This window comes from Sporosarcina highlanderae (assembly GCF_030433715.1).
GTDB lineage: Bacteria > Bacillota > Bacilli > Bacillales_A > Planococcaceae > Sporosarcina > Sporosarcina highlanderae.
Genome location: NZ_JAROCC010000001.1, coordinates 62380 through 78688, shown reverse-complemented (window position 1 = coordinate 78688; position 16309 = coordinate 62380). Strand labels below are relative to the sequence as shown.

At 35.0% G+C, this 16309-nt stretch carries 14 protein-coding genes and 1 pseudogene; 13 read left to right on the top strand and 2 right to left on the bottom strand.

What is annotated here, in order from left to right:
• The first annotated feature begins 5 nt into the window (after window positions 1-5).
• From P5G49_RS00370 to P5G49_RS00310, 13 genes are all read left to right on the top strand, one after another.
• Window positions 6-476: a GNAT family N-acetyltransferase gene (locus tag P5G49_RS00370; RefSeq protein WP_301241444.1), complete on the top strand. Its 471-nt coding sequence runs from the start codon at window positions 6-8 to the stop codon at window positions 474-476.
• A gap of 2 nt (window positions 477-478) precedes the next feature.
• Complete coding sequence (locus tag P5G49_RS00365; RefSeq protein ID WP_301241442.1) at window positions 479-1477, top strand: GNAT family N-acetyltransferase; 999 nt, start codon at window positions 479-481, stop codon at window positions 1475-1477.
• A 5-nt stretch (window positions 1478-1482) separates the two neighbouring features.
• Window positions 1483-2694: a glycosyltransferase family 4 protein gene (locus P5G49_RS00360; protein ID WP_301241440.1), complete on the top strand. Its 1212-nt coding sequence runs from the start codon at window positions 1483-1485 to the stop codon at window positions 2692-2694.
• On the top strand, window positions 2691-3776 hold the full coding sequence (locus P5G49_RS00355) for a glycosyltransferase (RefSeq protein WP_301241438.1): 1086 nt from the start codon (window positions 2691-2693) through the stop codon (window positions 3774-3776). Before P5G49_RS00360 ends, P5G49_RS00355 begins: the two co-directional genes overlap by 4 nt.
• A 175-nt stretch (window positions 3777-3951) precedes the next feature.
• Complete coding sequence (locus P5G49_RS00350; protein ID WP_301241437.1) at window positions 3952-5079, top strand: EpsG family protein; 1128 nt, start codon at window positions 3952-3954, stop codon at window positions 5077-5079.
• Between the two features lie 27 nt (window positions 5080-5106).
• The gene (locus tag P5G49_RS00345) at window positions 5107-6003 is read left to right on the top strand and encodes an ATP-grasp fold amidoligase family protein (RefSeq protein WP_301241435.1); all 897 of its coding nucleotides are present in this window, start codon (window positions 5107-5109) and stop codon (window positions 6001-6003) included.
• 105 nt (window positions 6004-6108) lie between these two features.
• Complete coding sequence (locus tag P5G49_RS00340; protein WP_301241433.1) at window positions 6109-7215, top strand: sugar-transfer associated ATP-grasp domain-containing protein; 1107 nt, start codon at window positions 6109-6111, stop codon at window positions 7213-7215.
• Window positions 7216-7348: 133 nt separating this feature from the next.
• Window positions 7349-8869: a murein biosynthesis integral membrane protein MurJ gene (murJ, locus tag P5G49_RS00335; RefSeq protein ID WP_301241429.1), complete on the top strand. Its 1521-nt coding sequence runs from the start codon at window positions 7349-7351 to the stop codon at window positions 8867-8869.
• 183 nt (window positions 8870-9052) lie between these two features.
• Complete coding sequence (locus P5G49_RS00330) at window positions 9053-9397, top strand: hypothetical protein (RefSeq protein ID WP_301241423.1); 345 nt, start codon at window positions 9053-9055, stop codon at window positions 9395-9397.
• A gap of 22 nt (window positions 9398-9419) precedes the next feature.
• Complete coding sequence (locus P5G49_RS00325; RefSeq protein ID WP_301241422.1) at window positions 9420-9872, top strand: transposase; 453 nt, start codon at window positions 9420-9422, stop codon at window positions 9870-9872.
• A gap of 659 nt (window positions 9873-10531) precedes the next feature.
• Window positions 10532-11554 carry a GDP-mannose 4,6-dehydratase gene (locus P5G49_RS00320; RefSeq protein WP_301241421.1) on the top strand — a complete coding sequence of 341 codons (1023 nt, stop codon included), beginning with the start codon at window positions 10532-10534 and terminating at the stop codon, window positions 11552-11554.
• Between the two features lie 20 nt (window positions 11555-11574).
• Entirely contained in the window at window positions 11575-12741 is a 1167-nt protein-coding gene (locus P5G49_RS00315) for a nucleotide sugar dehydrogenase (protein WP_301241419.1), read from the top strand.
• A gap of 389 nt (window positions 12742-13130) precedes the next feature.
• Window positions 13131-13523 carry a hypothetical protein gene (locus P5G49_RS00310; RefSeq protein WP_301241418.1) on the top strand — a complete coding sequence of 131 codons (393 nt, stop codon included), beginning with the start codon at window positions 13131-13133 and terminating at the stop codon, window positions 13521-13523.
• A 358-nt stretch (window positions 13524-13881) separates the two neighbouring features.
• Here P5G49_RS00310 and istB read toward each other — a convergent pair.
• A pseudogene (istB, locus tag P5G49_RS00305) lies at window positions 13882-14629 on the bottom strand (IS21-like element helper ATPase IstB).
• Entirely contained in the window at window positions 14626-16182 is a 1557-nt protein-coding gene (gene istA / locus P5G49_RS00300) for an IS21 family transposase (RefSeq protein ID WP_301241416.1), read from the bottom strand. The pseudogene istB and the gene istA overlap by 4 nt, the downstream one beginning before the upstream one ends.
• Window positions 16183-16309: the final 127 nt, after the last annotated feature.

The window sequence follows — 16309 nt, the reverse complement described above, 5'->3', positions numbered from 1 at the left end:
TTTCCATGGGAATTATAATTAATAGGCTAAGAATTGAAGAGTTCAATTTAGTGAAAAATAAATTAATAGATTTGCAGCATGAAAATGTTCAGTTAAGCTTCCCAGATAAAAAAGTCAATCCTGATTATGTTAATCAAAGGATAGATAGCATTTATACATTTATAAAAGAAGATAAGGCAATAGTGTTTATAGCAAAAGATGAAGATACGGTTATCGGTTTTATATGGTGCTATCCACGAGTTTTTTATGATGAGCATAGGATTTTTATTAATTCTTTAATTGTTTCAAAAGAATATAGAAGTAAGAACGTAGGTAAAGATTTGGTTGAAAGCGTAGAATGTTATACCAGAGATTCTGGCTATGCTGCAATAGATGTTTCTGCAGCTGCATTTAATACTGGTGCTTTAAGATTTTACAGAAATAATGGGTTTATTGATGAAAGAGTTCAATTAGTTAAGCCAATAGGAGATATTTAGAAATGGATATATATTTTAATACTAATTATGGAAAGGTATATGAAAAAATTGAAAATGGTGAATGTTGTGAATATTCATATAATTGCTCACTCGGAACTGTAAGAAATATGTTCATAAAACGTGAGATACCTGTGAAAATTGACAATGAAACTTATTATGATATTGTTACACCCTATGGATATGGTGGCCCAATTATTACTAAATGTTCTGAGGAGCATAAGGACGAACTTGTTGAAAAATATGAAGAATCATTTAAGGAACATTGTAAAAAAAACAATATCATAAGTGAATTTGTACGTTTTCATCCTTTAGTTCAAAATGCTGATGACTTTAAAAAATGTTATGACATATCTCATATAAGAAATACTGTAGGAACTAATTTAAAAGAATATGACGATCCGACCCGATCCGAATTTTCTAAATCGTGTAAGAAAAATGTTAGAAAGGCATTAAGAGAGGGAGTTAGTTATAAGGTTACTGAAAATCCAAAAGATGTAAATTCTTTCATGAAAATATATTATTCTACGATGGACCGTAATAATGCATCCGATTATTATTATTTTGATGAAAATTATTTTAAGCAATGCCTGGAATTATTAGGGAACAATATAATTATAGTTGAAGCTATTTATCGAGAACAAACAATTGCGATGGGTTTTTACTTCACATATGGAAAAACTATTCATATCCACTTGTCAGGTACACTTAGTGAATTTCTATTTTTGTCACCTGCGTATATTTTACGATACGCAATTACTTTATGGGGAAAAGAAAACGGCTATGAATTAATTCATCATGGTGGGGGAAGAAGCAATAGTATGGATGATAGTTTATATCTATTTAAAAAGCAATTTGGTAAAAATACAGAATTTGAGTTTTTTGTTGGGAAAAAGGTATGGAACGAAAAAATATATAAAGAATTAAATAGCGCATTGGATATAGATATGAATACAGAATATTTCCCCGCATATAGATCTAAGATATTAGCATTAAGTAGGTGAGTGTTATGCAAGATATACTAATTATTGCGCACTTTACACAAGTGCCAGGCGAAATAGGAAATGGTAGGTTCCATTATATAGCTGAAAATATTGATAAAGAAAAATCAAGCGTCGAGGTTGTGACAACTAGTTTTTCGCATAGAACCAAGAGTCGAAGAATAATAACAAACGAGCAATTAAATAGTATTAGTTATAAACTAACCATTTTACAGGAACCTGGTTATAAGAAGAATGTATCAATAAAGCGTTTTTACAGTCATTATATAATGGGGAAAAGTTTAAAACGTTATTTTGAAAAAAGAAAAAAACCGGACGTCATTTATTGCTCCGTACCTTCACTTGATGTAGCAAGAATTGCCGCAAATTATGCGAAAAAGCAAGGAGTCCGTTTTATAATTGATATTCAAGATTTGTGGCCTGAGGCTTTTAAGATGGTCTTTAATATACCTTTAATAAGTGACATATTATTTTACCCAATGAAAAAGCAAGCAAATTATATCTATTCTAATGCAGATGAAATTATAGCTGTTTCGCAAACTTATGCTGATAGGGCCTTAAGTGTTAATAATAAGTGCAAAGAGGCTCATAGTGTATATTTAGGAACTGAATTAGCTTATTTTGACAAACTAGTTAAAGAAAATATCTTGTTAAATAAGCCCAAAGATGAGATATGGGTTGCTTATATAGGTACGTTAGGTCATAGCTATGATCTTTATAGTGTAATAGATGCTTTGGCGATTCTAAAAGATAATGGGATTAGCAATGTTAAATTTATTGTTATGGGAGATGGGCCGCTTAGATCTAAATTCGAAAATCACGCAAATGAAAAAGGAATATATACGGAATTTACTGGAAGATTAGAGTACAATAAAATGATTGGAATTTTAAAATCGTGTGATATTGCAGTAAATCCGATTAAAGCAGGATCTGCTGGAAGTATAATAAATAAAGTGGGTGACTATGCTGCTGCAGGGCTACCGGTTTTGAATACTCAGGAATCTAATGAATATAAAGAACTTGTGGAATATTACAGAGTAGGGTTTAATTGTAAAAATGGCTGTTCATTAGATTTATATGAAAAACTTCTTGATTTGATTAATGATAAAAATCTGAGAGAAGATATGGGTAGAAATAATCGTGAACTAGCAGAAGACCTGTTTAATAGGGGAAAAACATATAGGAAAATAAGCAATTTATTGGGAGAGAGTATAAGTTGAATATTGTATACATTACCTGTCTTTCTGGAAATAAGGCAGCAGGTCTAACGTACAGTGTGCCTGCCCAAATAGAAAGTCAGAGCGGAATTGATAATGTATTTTGGTATAATTTGAACTCGATATATAAATCAAATCAAACTAAAAACATAAATTATTGTAATATTAATGATTTTCCTTCAAAAAAAGTATCCGAACTTCCAGAACCTTTTAACAATCCGGATTTAGTTATATTCCAAGGGATTTACTTTTTAGATTACTATTTAATTTCAAAAGAGCTCGTTAAACATAAAATTCCATACATTATAATTCCGAGAGGCTCATTAACAAGAGGTGCTCAAAACATTAAATCTATTAAAAAGATAATTTCGAATAAATTGATTTTTAATAAATTTACGAAGAATGCACTTGCCATTCAGTATTTAAATCTATCTGAGTATCAGGACTCTGGTGATCGGTGGAATCAAAATTATTTAATAGTTCCTAATGGTACTCATTTCAAAGCAATACAGAAAACTATTAAGGAACGTTCTCCCTTAAAAGGAGTTTTTGTGGGAAGATTACATGTTTATCATAAAGGAATAGATTTACTTATAGAGGCTTGTGCAAAACTAAAGAATGAGATTGATGGGGTTTTTCAAATTGAAATTTATGGAGAGGATCAAGACGGTTCGAAACGTGAGGTAACCGACTTAATTGACAAACATGGTTTAGAAAAAATTATTAAAGTAAAGGATGCCATTTTCGATAACGAAAAAGAAGCTTTACTTTTGGAAAGTGATTTTTTTGTTTTAACATCGAGATTTGAAGGACACCCAATGGGGTTAATCGAGGCATTATCATATGGATTACCATGTCTTGTTACCACAGGTACAAATATGGCAGAGGAAATTGAAAAAGGAAATGCAGGTTGGACTGCTGAGGCTGAAATAGAAAGTATAGTCATAGCTATAAATAGACTCATCCGTGAAAAAACTAATTTAGAGGAAAAAGGAAATAACGCAAAAAGGTTATCACGAAATTACGATTGGGATGCTTTAGCCCAAAAAAGTAATTATTTATATAGTGAATTAATCAATCAATAATTAATAATTACATTAAGTACACCTAAGAGGAAGTAGATGGGAATTTATAATAACTATGATAATATATTGTAATCCTGATTAGTACTAATTATTAGTCATCGTTATCTAGGCTAATACGAGTTACTTTGCTATGCAGAACATTTATAAATAGAAACAATAAATGGGGAGAATTTAATTGTACCTAACCGAAAGGCTTATTGCTCTTTTTACCTATGTGATAGTACTTTGGCTGATATGTTTTTTAATATATAAGCTTGGAAACAGATATATAGGTAAAATATTATTTATATATACTATAATATTATCTACAATGTCTTTCTTTTTTGTTCCTGCTCCGGGAGCAGATTTATATAGATTAATACCTATAATGCATATTTGGGGCAGTTTAAGTTTCAGTGAGCTATTTAAAGAGATGTTGAACTCTACGACTCCAATTAATTTGTTGTATATGCACCTAATTGGTAAGACCAAAATAGATGGTTTACTGCCTGCCATTACAGCCCTTATATTTTATAATAATGTTTTTTATATTTTAAAAAGAAGTGTGATTAGATATAAGTTGCCTTCATCTGATGCAGCGCTTGTGCTGTTTTTTTTCATGTCTCTAGGAGTAATGATTGAGGTTATTTCTGGAATAAGGACAATGTTAGGTTTTTCAATTATTGCGGTTTGTGTTTATAAGGAAATGTTGGAAGGAAAGTCTATATTCAAGAATGTTATATGGTATGTATTGGCCTCATTATTACATCCTGCAGTGCTGATGTTGACACTTATTAGATTAAGCTATCTTTTTTTTGAAAAGAGTAAAAACCAATATCAGAGGTTTTTAAAAGTCTTATTCGCAATATTTGCAGTGGCAATTATTTATACTTTTGGTAGGGAGTATGTTCTAGCGAGTATAGAAAAGGCAGAGAATTATATACTTTATGGGACATTTTCATACATTTGGGAGTATATAATTGGTGGAATAAGTTTATTATTTATTATTTATTTAATATCTTTGGTGTCTAGATCTATTAAAATGGAAGGTGATACAGATAATGTGCGGAAATTGTTAATTTTTTGCAAATATATTGCTGTAATTTTATTTGTTTCCTCAATTGAATATAACACCTTTCATAGGCTTGTGATTTTTCTATCTGTTATTGCGATTCCCTTACTAATATATGTACTAAAGTCAAGCCGATATAAAAGAATTGCAAAAATAAATTTAAGACAGTTTGTTTTTATTCTCTCTTGTATAATTCTTTTTATAGCGTGTGCCCGTGGAAATCTGACAAGCTTAAAGTTTTTTATATTCTAAATGCTTAAGAACCTGTAAGGATTTCTAGTGAAAAAAGGAGAAGAAACTAGTATGAGAGCTTTATTAATTAGATTATGTCGAGTTATTCCCGATTCATTATATTTGAAGGTTATATTTTATAAAAATATAAGACAAGTCTTGGATCTTAAAAACCCAGAGACTTTTAATGAAAAATTACAGTGGTTAAAAATTAATGACCGCAATCCAGATTATACAAAACTGGTAGATAAATATGAAGTTAGGAAGTATATAAAGGAAAAAATTGGTGAAAAGTATTTGGTCCCATTAATCGGGGTTTGGAAAAATGCTTATGAAATAGATTTTACTAAGATGCCTGAACAGTTTGTTCTTAAATGTAATCATGATTCTAAAAGTGTAATAATTTGCAAGGACAAAAATAAACTTGATAAACAAAAAATAATTAAAAAATTAAATAAGCATTTAAAAAGTAATGCATATTGGTATGGTAGAGAGTGGTTTTATAAAAATGTTCAACCACTTATTATAGCCGAAGAATATCTTGAAGATCGAAATAGCCGGACTTTAAATGATTATAAGGTTTTATGTTTTAATGGAAAGGCAAGGTTAATTCAAGTTCACTGTAATCGGGGGTCCAAAAATTACACGCAGGATTTCTATGATCTAGAATGGAACCACTTGAATATTGAACAAGGTGTCAAGCTCACTGATAATCCTTTAGAAAAGCCAGGTTTTCTCGAAGAAATGATTACCTTATCTGAAAAGTTGGCAAAGAATTTAATTCATGCAAGAATTGATTGGTATTTTGTTAACAACCAACTGTATTTTGGAGAAATAACTTTTTATGATGGTTCTGGATTTGTACGATTTGCAAATAGTGATGATGATATTTTATTAGGGAATATGATTAATATAAAAGATACCTATGAAAATAAAGACTTTTAGAAAAGCAACTTTATTTGATTGGCCCATCGTAAGCCTTTTAAATAAATTTCGCAACTATCAATAATAAGAAAGTTGTTATCCTAATTTTAATGTGGGGGAAAGTTAATGAAAGCTATTAGAAATAAACTTAAAGAGGCAACAATTCAAGGCTTTAACATGGTAAATAAATTTCGGGTAATTTCAGGAAATAGAAGTAAAATACGTAGAATTCAAAAGGCTAATACGGGACTAAATACTCCTCTCAAAAAAGATTACGAAGAAAAAATAAATAATTATTGGCATAGAAAAAATGGTATAAAGATAAAAAAAAACTGGCATCAAGCATATAGTGTTGTAAATGGCGTATACGATGAAAAGTATATACCAGAAGATATATTTTATAGTTTAATTGAACCAAAACTTAATTTTATGCCGTTTCAAGAGGCATATTCAGATAAAAATTTTTATACGACTTTTTTTAAGAATGTAAAGGAACCTATTATTATCTTAAGAAATATTAATTCTAATTATTATAGCAATGACTTTGAAAACCTATCCTTTGAAGAAGCTGAATGCAAACTTAAAAACTTCCCGAAGAAAGTTGTCGTCAAGCCTAGTATTGATAGTGGCGGTGGAAAGAATGTTCAGATACTTAATTGCCATAATGGGATTCTTTATAGGGGTGCTGAGAAAATAACACTTATGAATATTGAGAGGGAATATGGCGGGAGCAATTTTATTATTCAAGAATGTTTGGAACAACATGATTCTCTAAATGATATCTATCCATCATCATTAAATACTATTAGAGTAATATCTTTAAGACAAAATAATAAAATCCACTTATTATCAACAGTTGTCCGATTTGGTAATAATGGGGGTAACGTTGACAATCAAGCTGCTGGAGGATTGTCCTGTGGAGTTAATGAAAAAGGTGATTTTAATGAATATGCTATAGATAAATTCGGAAAGAAATACTTTGAGCATCCGTATACGAATTTCCAGTTTAGCAAGGGGAAGATTCACGATTTTAAGTCCTTACTAGATGTTGTAACTAATCTTCATGGTCAGTTAAAGTATTTCAATCTAGTATCATGGGATATTGCACTTGGGAAAGATGGTAGTCCAATATTAATTGAGTTAAATCTAAACAATCAAGAAATAAATTTTCACCAGTTTAACAACGGTGCATTATTTGGTACTTATACTGAAGATATACTGAAACTAATATAACAGCAGATAGGTTTTTTAAATTGAAACACTACAAGATAGTAATATTTTTGTTTAAAAAGCTCTGTATTAATTATTATCTTGTATTGTAATATTATTATGCACGGATACAGTGCTATCAAAAAGAAGGAATTTAATGAAGAAAACGGCCCTCATGTTAATGATGATAACAATATTATCAAAGGTATTTGGTTTTGCTAGGGATATTACATTAGCCAACTTTTATGGTGTATCTAATATAGCTGACGCTTATCTCATTTCTAAAACTGTACCGATAGTTTTATTTGGACTTATGGCAGCAGGTATTTCTACAGCATATATTCCTATGTATTCCAAAATAGAAAGTGAAAATGGGACAAAAGAAGCCAATAAGTTTACTAATAACCTATTAAATGTCCTTATAGTTATAATAACTATAATGGTTACTATTGGATTAGCATATACTGAACAAATAATTAAAATTGTAGCGGTTGGATTTAATGGTGAGACCTTACGTTTAGCGGTTGAATTTACAAGGATTAGTATCTTAGGTATGTATTTCACAGGTTTTTTAGCCGTTTTCAATGGATTATTACAAATAAAAGGTAATTACCTAATCCCTGCATTAATAGGATTTCCTATGAACATTCTAATAATCATCTCAATATATCTGAGTACTAATACTAATATTTTAGTTCTAGCTATAGGGACAGTTTTGGCAACAGCCTTCCAAATAGTACTCATAATTCCTTATGTATACAAAACTGGTTATCGCCAAAAACTAAAAATTAATTTTAAGGATAAATATATAAAAAGGATGGGAATTATCGCCTTTCCAGTAATGATTGGAGCATCAGTAAATCAATTAAATACTATAGTTGATAGGACTATAGCTTCATATATAACAGAAGGTGGTATTGCTGCCTTAACCTATGCTGAGAGGGTAAATGATTTTGTCTATGGCATATTTGTTTTATCAATTGTAACTGTTCTATTTCCTCTTATCTCCAAAATGGTTGCGGGAAATAATATTGATGGATTAAAAACATCAGTCTCAAACGCAATTATTGGAATCAGTGTATTAGTGCTACCTGCTACCATTGGAGTAATAATATTTTCGGAACAAATAGTAAGTTTTTTATATGGGAGAGGAGATTTTGACAACAAAGCTGTATCGATGACGGCGATTGCCCTCTTTTTTTATTCTATAGGGATGGTTGGTATAGGGTATCGGGAACTTTTATTTAGGGTATTTTATTCTCTACAGGATACAAAGACTCCTATGATCAATGCTACAGTAACTGTATTACTAAATATAGTTTTAAATATAATTCTTTCAAAATACCTAGGTATTGGTGGTCTTGCTTTAGCTACAAGTCTTTCAAGTATTATATGTACTATTTTGCTCTATTTTAGTCTGAAACGGAAAATAGGCCCTTTAGGGATGAAAAAGAAATTTGAACCTTTAATAAAGATTACCCTTGCATCCCTAATTATGGGGGGAGCCGCAAAAATCACTTATAAGTTAACATTTATTTATTTTGGAGGAGCTAATGTACCATTACTAATTTCCATATTTGCTGGGGCTATAATATACGGAGTTACCATATACCTCATGAGAATTGAAGATATAGACCCAATAATAAATGCAGTGAAGAAGAAACTTTCTTTCCGATAAATTTTCTATATGGATATTAAATGATTGTCGGGTACCCAGTAGCCTTGCATGACAGTATGTAATATACTATTAACCCTTTTTATGGAAAAACATCTTCAATGATTATACAAAAAATACTCCTTCTGTAGAATAGATACTGACAATCAAATCAGTTCCCTACACTACGAATAAAGGAGTACTTCTATGAAAAGTGTAGACCAAAACATCGTCGCTCGTCAATATTTTTCCAATCTTCCACCAAGTCGATTGGAATGTCCTTTAGTTAATTATGCCTATGAGAAATTAACCGAGTATTCCTTAGTCAAAGCCTTGATTCTGGCCGATATTATGCAGTGGAGAAGTTGGGAGACATTCGAAAAAGGGATTAGATTGAAGGCTTACTATAAAAGGGAATTGGAAGTAGCGTCTATTAGTGGATCACACCTAAGTCGACGACTTGCCGGCTTTGATACCTTTGCACTAGCAGATCTACTTGCGGCTTTCGCAAAAAAAGTATTGGCTTATACGTTGAGTAACCTCCGGTTTTAGCCGTAAGATTGGAATCCTTAAATTGATTGATTCGTCGCATAGTATGCTACCGCAAAATGCATGTGAATGGGCAGCGGTAAATAAGGATTCGAGTGGAGTGAAACTCCATTTGAAGTTGGCAGTGGCTTCTGCGGACGAGGATTTTCCTGAGCGGATGATTCCCTCAACTCCCAATGTCGCAGACATTGATGTGGCTAATTACCTCATGGATGTCGAAGATGCCACCTATATCATGGATAGAGGGTATGGATATAAGACAAAAATGGGTGGATGGTTAGAAATAGATATTAAATTTCTGGTTAGGGTTAGGAAGAATTTTAAATATGAACTCGTGAAATCAGGAACTCCAACTGAAGAAAATGTTACTCAGTTTGATTTGGTATCTATACAAACCCGTCCGGAAATTCTTCGGCTAATAAGGTTTACAGATCGTGAAGGCACAGACTTTATCCTCCTAACGAATCGTTTGGATTAGATTGAGAAAGAGATACTGATGATGTATAAGAGTCGTTGGTTCATCGAACTTTTTTTAAGTGGCTTAAACAACATGTAAAGTTAAATCATATGTTTAGTCACTCGCCATAGGGAGTCTGGAATCAACTCCTAATCTCCCTAATTACAGTTGGACTGAGCGAAATCATGCGAGTCCAGAAGAAGCAATTAACACTGACTGCATGGGAGTTCCTCAGCCTAATTAAGCTCTATTTTTTGGATTCATGGGCAGCAATTTTGGAGGAACTTCATCGGGAGAAAAGACCTAGCAAAGGAAGACAGAAACCCCGTGACAGCCCGAAGAAAAAGCCGAAATTCGGTGAGGACTTCGCGATAGTGGATCCAATTTCAAGAAAACATTTCTTGTAAAAGGTTTTAGAAATGAGAGTAACATAATTGTCGTAAGACAAGGTTCTCTTTTTGTACCAATTAGCACCCACAAAATATCATTTATGGATTAATATTGAAGTCGTGCAAGGCTACTGGGTACCAGGTTCTCATTGAATTCGGAATTGTTCAGGAACCTACTTTCGTGAAAATTATATTGGGTACCTAAGCTTGAATTATCATATATACAGCTTGCACATGCATTGCCACGATTATATAGGCAACATAAAATATACTGCCAAGGAGTTGAAACATATGCCCCACGCAAAAGATGTTGATAAAACATTTCTTATCACTGGAGCAGCAGGATTTATCGGCTTTTATCTATCTCGAAGGTTACTTGAAGAAGGGTTCCGTGTAATAGGCGTAGATAACATTAATGACTATTATGACGTTAATTTAAAACATACCCGCTTGCGTCAACTTCAACCATTTGAGAGGTTTACCTTCGTTGAAGGAGACATTTCTGATAAGAACTTGCTGATGAAGACATTTGAAAAGTACAAGCCCGGTATTGTGGTGAACTTGGCTGCACAGGCTGGTGTTCGGTATTCAATAGAGAATCCGGATGTTTACATTCAAAGCAATATCATTGGTTTCTATAATACCCTTGAAGCAAGTAGAGAATATCCAGTGGACCATCTGATTTATGCTTCTTCCAGTTCTGTATATGGTGCCAATAAAAAGGTTCCATTTGAAGAGACAGACTTTGTAGACAGCCCAGTGTCACTTTATGCTGCCACGAAGAAATCCAATGAGTTAATGGCCCATACATATAGCCATTTGTATAAAATACCTGCCACAGGACTACGTTTCTTTACGGTATACGGACCAATGGGTCGACCAGATATGGCGTACTTCGGATTTGCAGACAAGTACTTTGCTGGAGAATCAATTAAGATTTTTAATAACGGTGATTTTGAGAATGATTTATACCGTGACTTCACTTATATCGATGATATTGTTGCTGGTATTGAAGGATTGATTGGTCATCCTCCTACTGAAGCGGTGCCTCACAAGGTTTATAACATCGGTAATAACAATCCTGAGAAGTTGATGACGTTTATTGAAACATTGGAACAATGTCTGAGCAATGCAACTGGTAGGGAAGTTGTCTTCAAGAAGGAATTTGAACCGATTAAGCCAGGAGATGTTCCTGCAACTTATGCTTCCACTGATTTATTGCAACAGGCAATTGGTTTTAAACCGGAAACGCCAATTGCAGAAGGGTTACAAAAGTTTGCGGATTGGTATGTGGATTATTACAACGTTAAGTGAGAAAGAAGGAAGTGGAAGAGATGAAAATTACCATTGCAGGTACGGGCTATGTAGGTCTTTCCAATGCAGTACTGTTAGCTCAACATAATGAAGTCATTGCTTATGATATTGTACAAGAAAAAGTAGATTTGATTAATCGCGGGTTATCGCCTATTCAGGATAAGGAGATTGAATCTTATCTTGATACAAAGGAATTGAACTTGTCTGCTACTACGGATGCTCAAGAGGCATTTAAGGATGCGGAGTTTGTTATAATTTCCACTCCGACGAACTATGATCCGGAGCAGAATTACTTTGATACGAGCTCGGTGGAAGCGGTTATAGAGACAGTACAATCGATTAACCCTGATGCTGTCATGGTGATCAAGTCGACTATCCCAGTTGGCTACACGGAATCGTTACGTCAGCGTTTTAATACGGATAATATCCTGTTCTCTCCGGAGTTTCTTCGGGAGGGACGAGCTCTCTATGACAATCTATACCCGTCAAGAGTGGTTGTAGGGGAGCAGTCTGAACGTGCCCGGAAATTTGCAGATTTGTTGGTGCAAGGGGCTATTAAAGAGGATGTACCTGTGTTGTTTACGAATTCTACAGAGGCGGAAGCGATTAAGCTGTTTGCTAATACATATTTGGCAATGCGGGTATCATTCTTTAATGAGTTGGATAGCTATGCGGAAGTGAAAGGGTTGAATGCCCAGCATATTATTGAAGGAATTGGGTTAGATCCTCGGATAGGGGGGCACTATAATAATCCTTCATTTGGTTATGGGGGGTATTGCCTGCCTAAGGATACGAAGCAGCTGTTGGCCAACTTTGAAGGCGTACCGAATGCGATTATTAAGGCGATTGTAGAATCGAATGATACGAGGAAGGATCATATCTCCGATATGATTATGGAACGGAAGCCGAAAGTAGTTGGGATTTATCGTTTGACGATGAAGACGGATTCGGATAATTTTAGGCAGTCGGCTATACAGGGTGTTATGCAGCGGTTGCAGGTTGCTGGGGTAGAGCTGGTTGTTTATGAGCCGGCGCTTGACTCTGAGGAATTTGATGGCTTTAAGGTTATTAGGGACTTTGAAGAGTTTAAGAGTTTAAGTGATGTTATTGTGGCGAATAGGTTGGCAGATGAGATTAGGGATGTAGCGGAGAAGGTTTATACTAGGGATTTGTTTAGTAGGGATTGAATTTTTTAGAAATATGATGGTCCCAGCCGATGGCTGGGGTAGTTTTTTAAGCATTGTATGACTAAAATTTCGGGTACCAGGTTCTCATTGAATTCGGAATTGTTCCAGAACCTGGTACCGTTTTTCAGAAATGTGATTCATAATAGTCACTGGAAGTTTGAATTTTAGTTAAGAACCGATTAGACAACTAATATTCAACTATGAAAAAGCTTCGTGGGGAGAAATAATCTTCACGAAGCTTTTCTACTGGAAAACAGATATTCATTATATGAAGATTGAATCAAACATGAGATTTAGGTTCTTCTTGAATACGAAATTGTTCCGGAATCTCTGGCAACATTTTTTCAGAGTACCGATGAAGTTGATTTCCTATAGAGTACTTCACCACCATGCAAGAAGTAACCGCACCGGCAACCGGGCTGACAACTGAGCCGCGTGAAGAAATCATATTTGGTGAACCCGTACATAGAAGAATATTAATGGTGCCACGTAAAAAAATAGCAGCCAAGAAACTCAATAAGCAAGTGAGAGAGTTCCACGAGGAAGTTGACGCAATCCTTGAAGCTATACAAGATAGCGAGCTTGTCTTCAACTTGATCGAAAAACTAACCATTAAAAAGATATTGAACGACTCAAAACTTGCAGTAGGATTCGGGCACATCATGGACCAAGAAGTCATTAGGATTCGTCTTAGGGAGTTTCTGTTAACCAATGGGACAAGCGGGAATCAGTTTTTGGGGATAAGTGCGGGATATTTGAGTGGTGGGAAGTATTTTGGGTGATTTGCGCCCTCGTACTGACTACAGCCATGCGATTGTTCCACTCTTGCCATGTTTTTGGCCCACTTCTGACATTGAATTGTTCCACCCTTGCCATAGGGGAATCCACACAAATTATTCTTAAAACAGCCATCGAACCAAGTTTTCGATGGCTGCATTTAGTTATTTCATATTTTTTCCATCCAATCGATCCCGAAGAATTAACACTGCTTCAGTGACTAGTCCATCTTGGTCTAAGTCATTTTCATCCTCTACATTCAAACACTGCGGGATAAGCAGGTCTACAAGTTCATACATGATTTCATCTGGTAGATAATTATGAAAAAATACTTCGCAATACGATTCTCCACTTCTTCAGGAATCATAAAGAACCCTCCAATCCATGACGTTCACGCATTGAAACATCACCATCAAGCATCATATGATAGGAGCCGTGTACAATTCGATCAAGAATGGCATCAGCCAACGTACCTTCGCCAATCTTTTCATGCCAGCCACGTGGGTCAAACTGGGAACAGAATATTGTGGAGGCAACTTGATATCTTGATTCAACGATTTCTAAAAGATCTCTGGATTCGGTTTCTTTTAGGGGCGTTAAAAGCCATTCATCAAGGATCAGTAAATCTACCTTCGTGTATTTTTTAATTACCTTGCGGTAAATGCCTTCACCCCTGGCTACTGCGAGTTCATCCAATAAATCCGGAAGGCGTATATATCGCACTTTATAAAACTGACGACAAGCAGCGACACCAAAAGCACATGCTAGGTAAGTTTTTCCGTTTCCTGATGCACCTTTAACGATGATATTATGTTTCTCTTGAATATACCTTCCAGTTGCTAATCTTAGAATTTGAGTTTTATCGAGCTTTCGGTCAGCGTGATATTCTATATCTTCTATGCATGCCTGGCTATCCCGGAACTCTGCACCTTTGATAAGGCGATCGAGCTTGGCATTCTTTCTGCGTCCCCACAATATCAACAAGCATTGCGAAACGATCCTCAAACGATAGGTCCTGATATTCAGGGTTTTTCAATTGATCCATATATCCCTCAGCCATCGCTGCCATTCTCATATCATTTAGTTTGGATAAAGTGTTTTCAGTTGTCATTGGTTCTTACCCCCATAATAGTCTGCCCCTCGTGTAAAACCGTAAGGGTTGGATTTAACTTCTTTTCGATCACTTTCTTCTTCAATTATGACAGGGAGTTTATCCTGTCCGTTTTTAAGCATTGTCTGAATGCTTTTAAGTGTAGGTCTACTTGTATATCTCAGTGCACGCTCACATGCTTTTTCTAACCGTTCTACTGAGTAAGTGTCTGACAACTTAATTAGTCCCAAACAGGACTTCAGTGCTTGTTTTTCAACACGATAAGAAGCTAAAATACTATTAATGGTGATCAAGATATTAGGACCAGCAGTCTTTCCCCATTGGCGTACATATGAAGCGTCAAAATCAATGTATTGCTTATGTTTCTTAGGCATGTGATCAGACAAGGTATTGGATTGTCCTGGTTTTCCTTTCAGTTTTTTGTGCGAAGCGATTCGCAAGCCTTTATAAAATACTTCCACAATGGTTCTTGTGACTCGAATATCAACCTCGTACTTTACATAATCATATGGAACAGAGTAAGACATTTTATCCACCACTATGTGATAATCATATTGTACGGTCGCAATTCGCCAAGTTGCGATTTCGTATGTTGAAGCAGGCAACGGTGTTAATGCGAAGTGTTCTTCTTCTTTAAATGCCGTGTGTCTGCTTCCTTGCTTCTTTTGAAAAGGTTTGTGGTTAAATTCCTCTAGCTTCTCATGAACCGCGTCATTTAACTCTCCTAAACTGAAAAACTCTTGGTTTCGAAGTGAAGCGATAATCCATGTTGAAATATGACCTACTGTACTTTCAGCGCTTGCCTTATCTTTTGGGTGACGAACGCGCGCAGGCACAATCGTCGTGTGATAATGCTCAGCCATCTCCTGATATCCCGCGTGGATGATTGGTTCATACTTTGAAGCCTTTACTACACCTGTCTTCAGATTATCAGGAACAATGATTCTTGGAACCCCTCCATAAAACTTGAATGCATGAATATGAGCCGTGATCCATGACTCTGCATTCATCGAAAGAAAACCTTCTACATAAGCGTATTGGCTGCACGGAAGGGCAGAAACAAAAATGTGTACTGGGATATCTTCGCCGGTTAGATGATCTCTTATTGACATTGTTTGCCCCGCCCAATCAACTTCCAAAAGCTCTCCTGGTTTACGCTTAATACGCATGGTAGCTTTCGTTTTGCGGGCATAGTCATGATAGATCCTGCAGAACTGACGATAGCTATATGGGATTTCTTCATTTGACCTACAGCTAAGAGAATATTCCTCCCATAAGAGAGTCAAATTAACGCCCGGCTTTGCCAGTTCTTTATGAATGTAGTCACAGTCCGGTTTTCGTCTAAAATCATTAGAGGCATGTTTCTCTGGAAACAACATCTCTTGTAAGTCATGATCCGTTAATTCTTCCTCCAATGGCCAGCTAATGTTGCGTTCTTCGGCCCTTTTCACCACCTCCCGTATCGTTGTCCTAGAGTTTGAAGTACTTGAGGCAATGCCCCTTTGACTAATCCCCTGGGCATGGAGCCTCAAGATTTCCCGATATTTAATCACAAAAAACCCTCCTTTATATTTGATTTGCACCATTAGGTGCATCTCAAGTATAAAGGAGGGTGGTCCTGTGCATGGCAGAGGTGGAACAAAATCTTGTCATTGGTGGGCCAGAAACATGGCAAAGGTG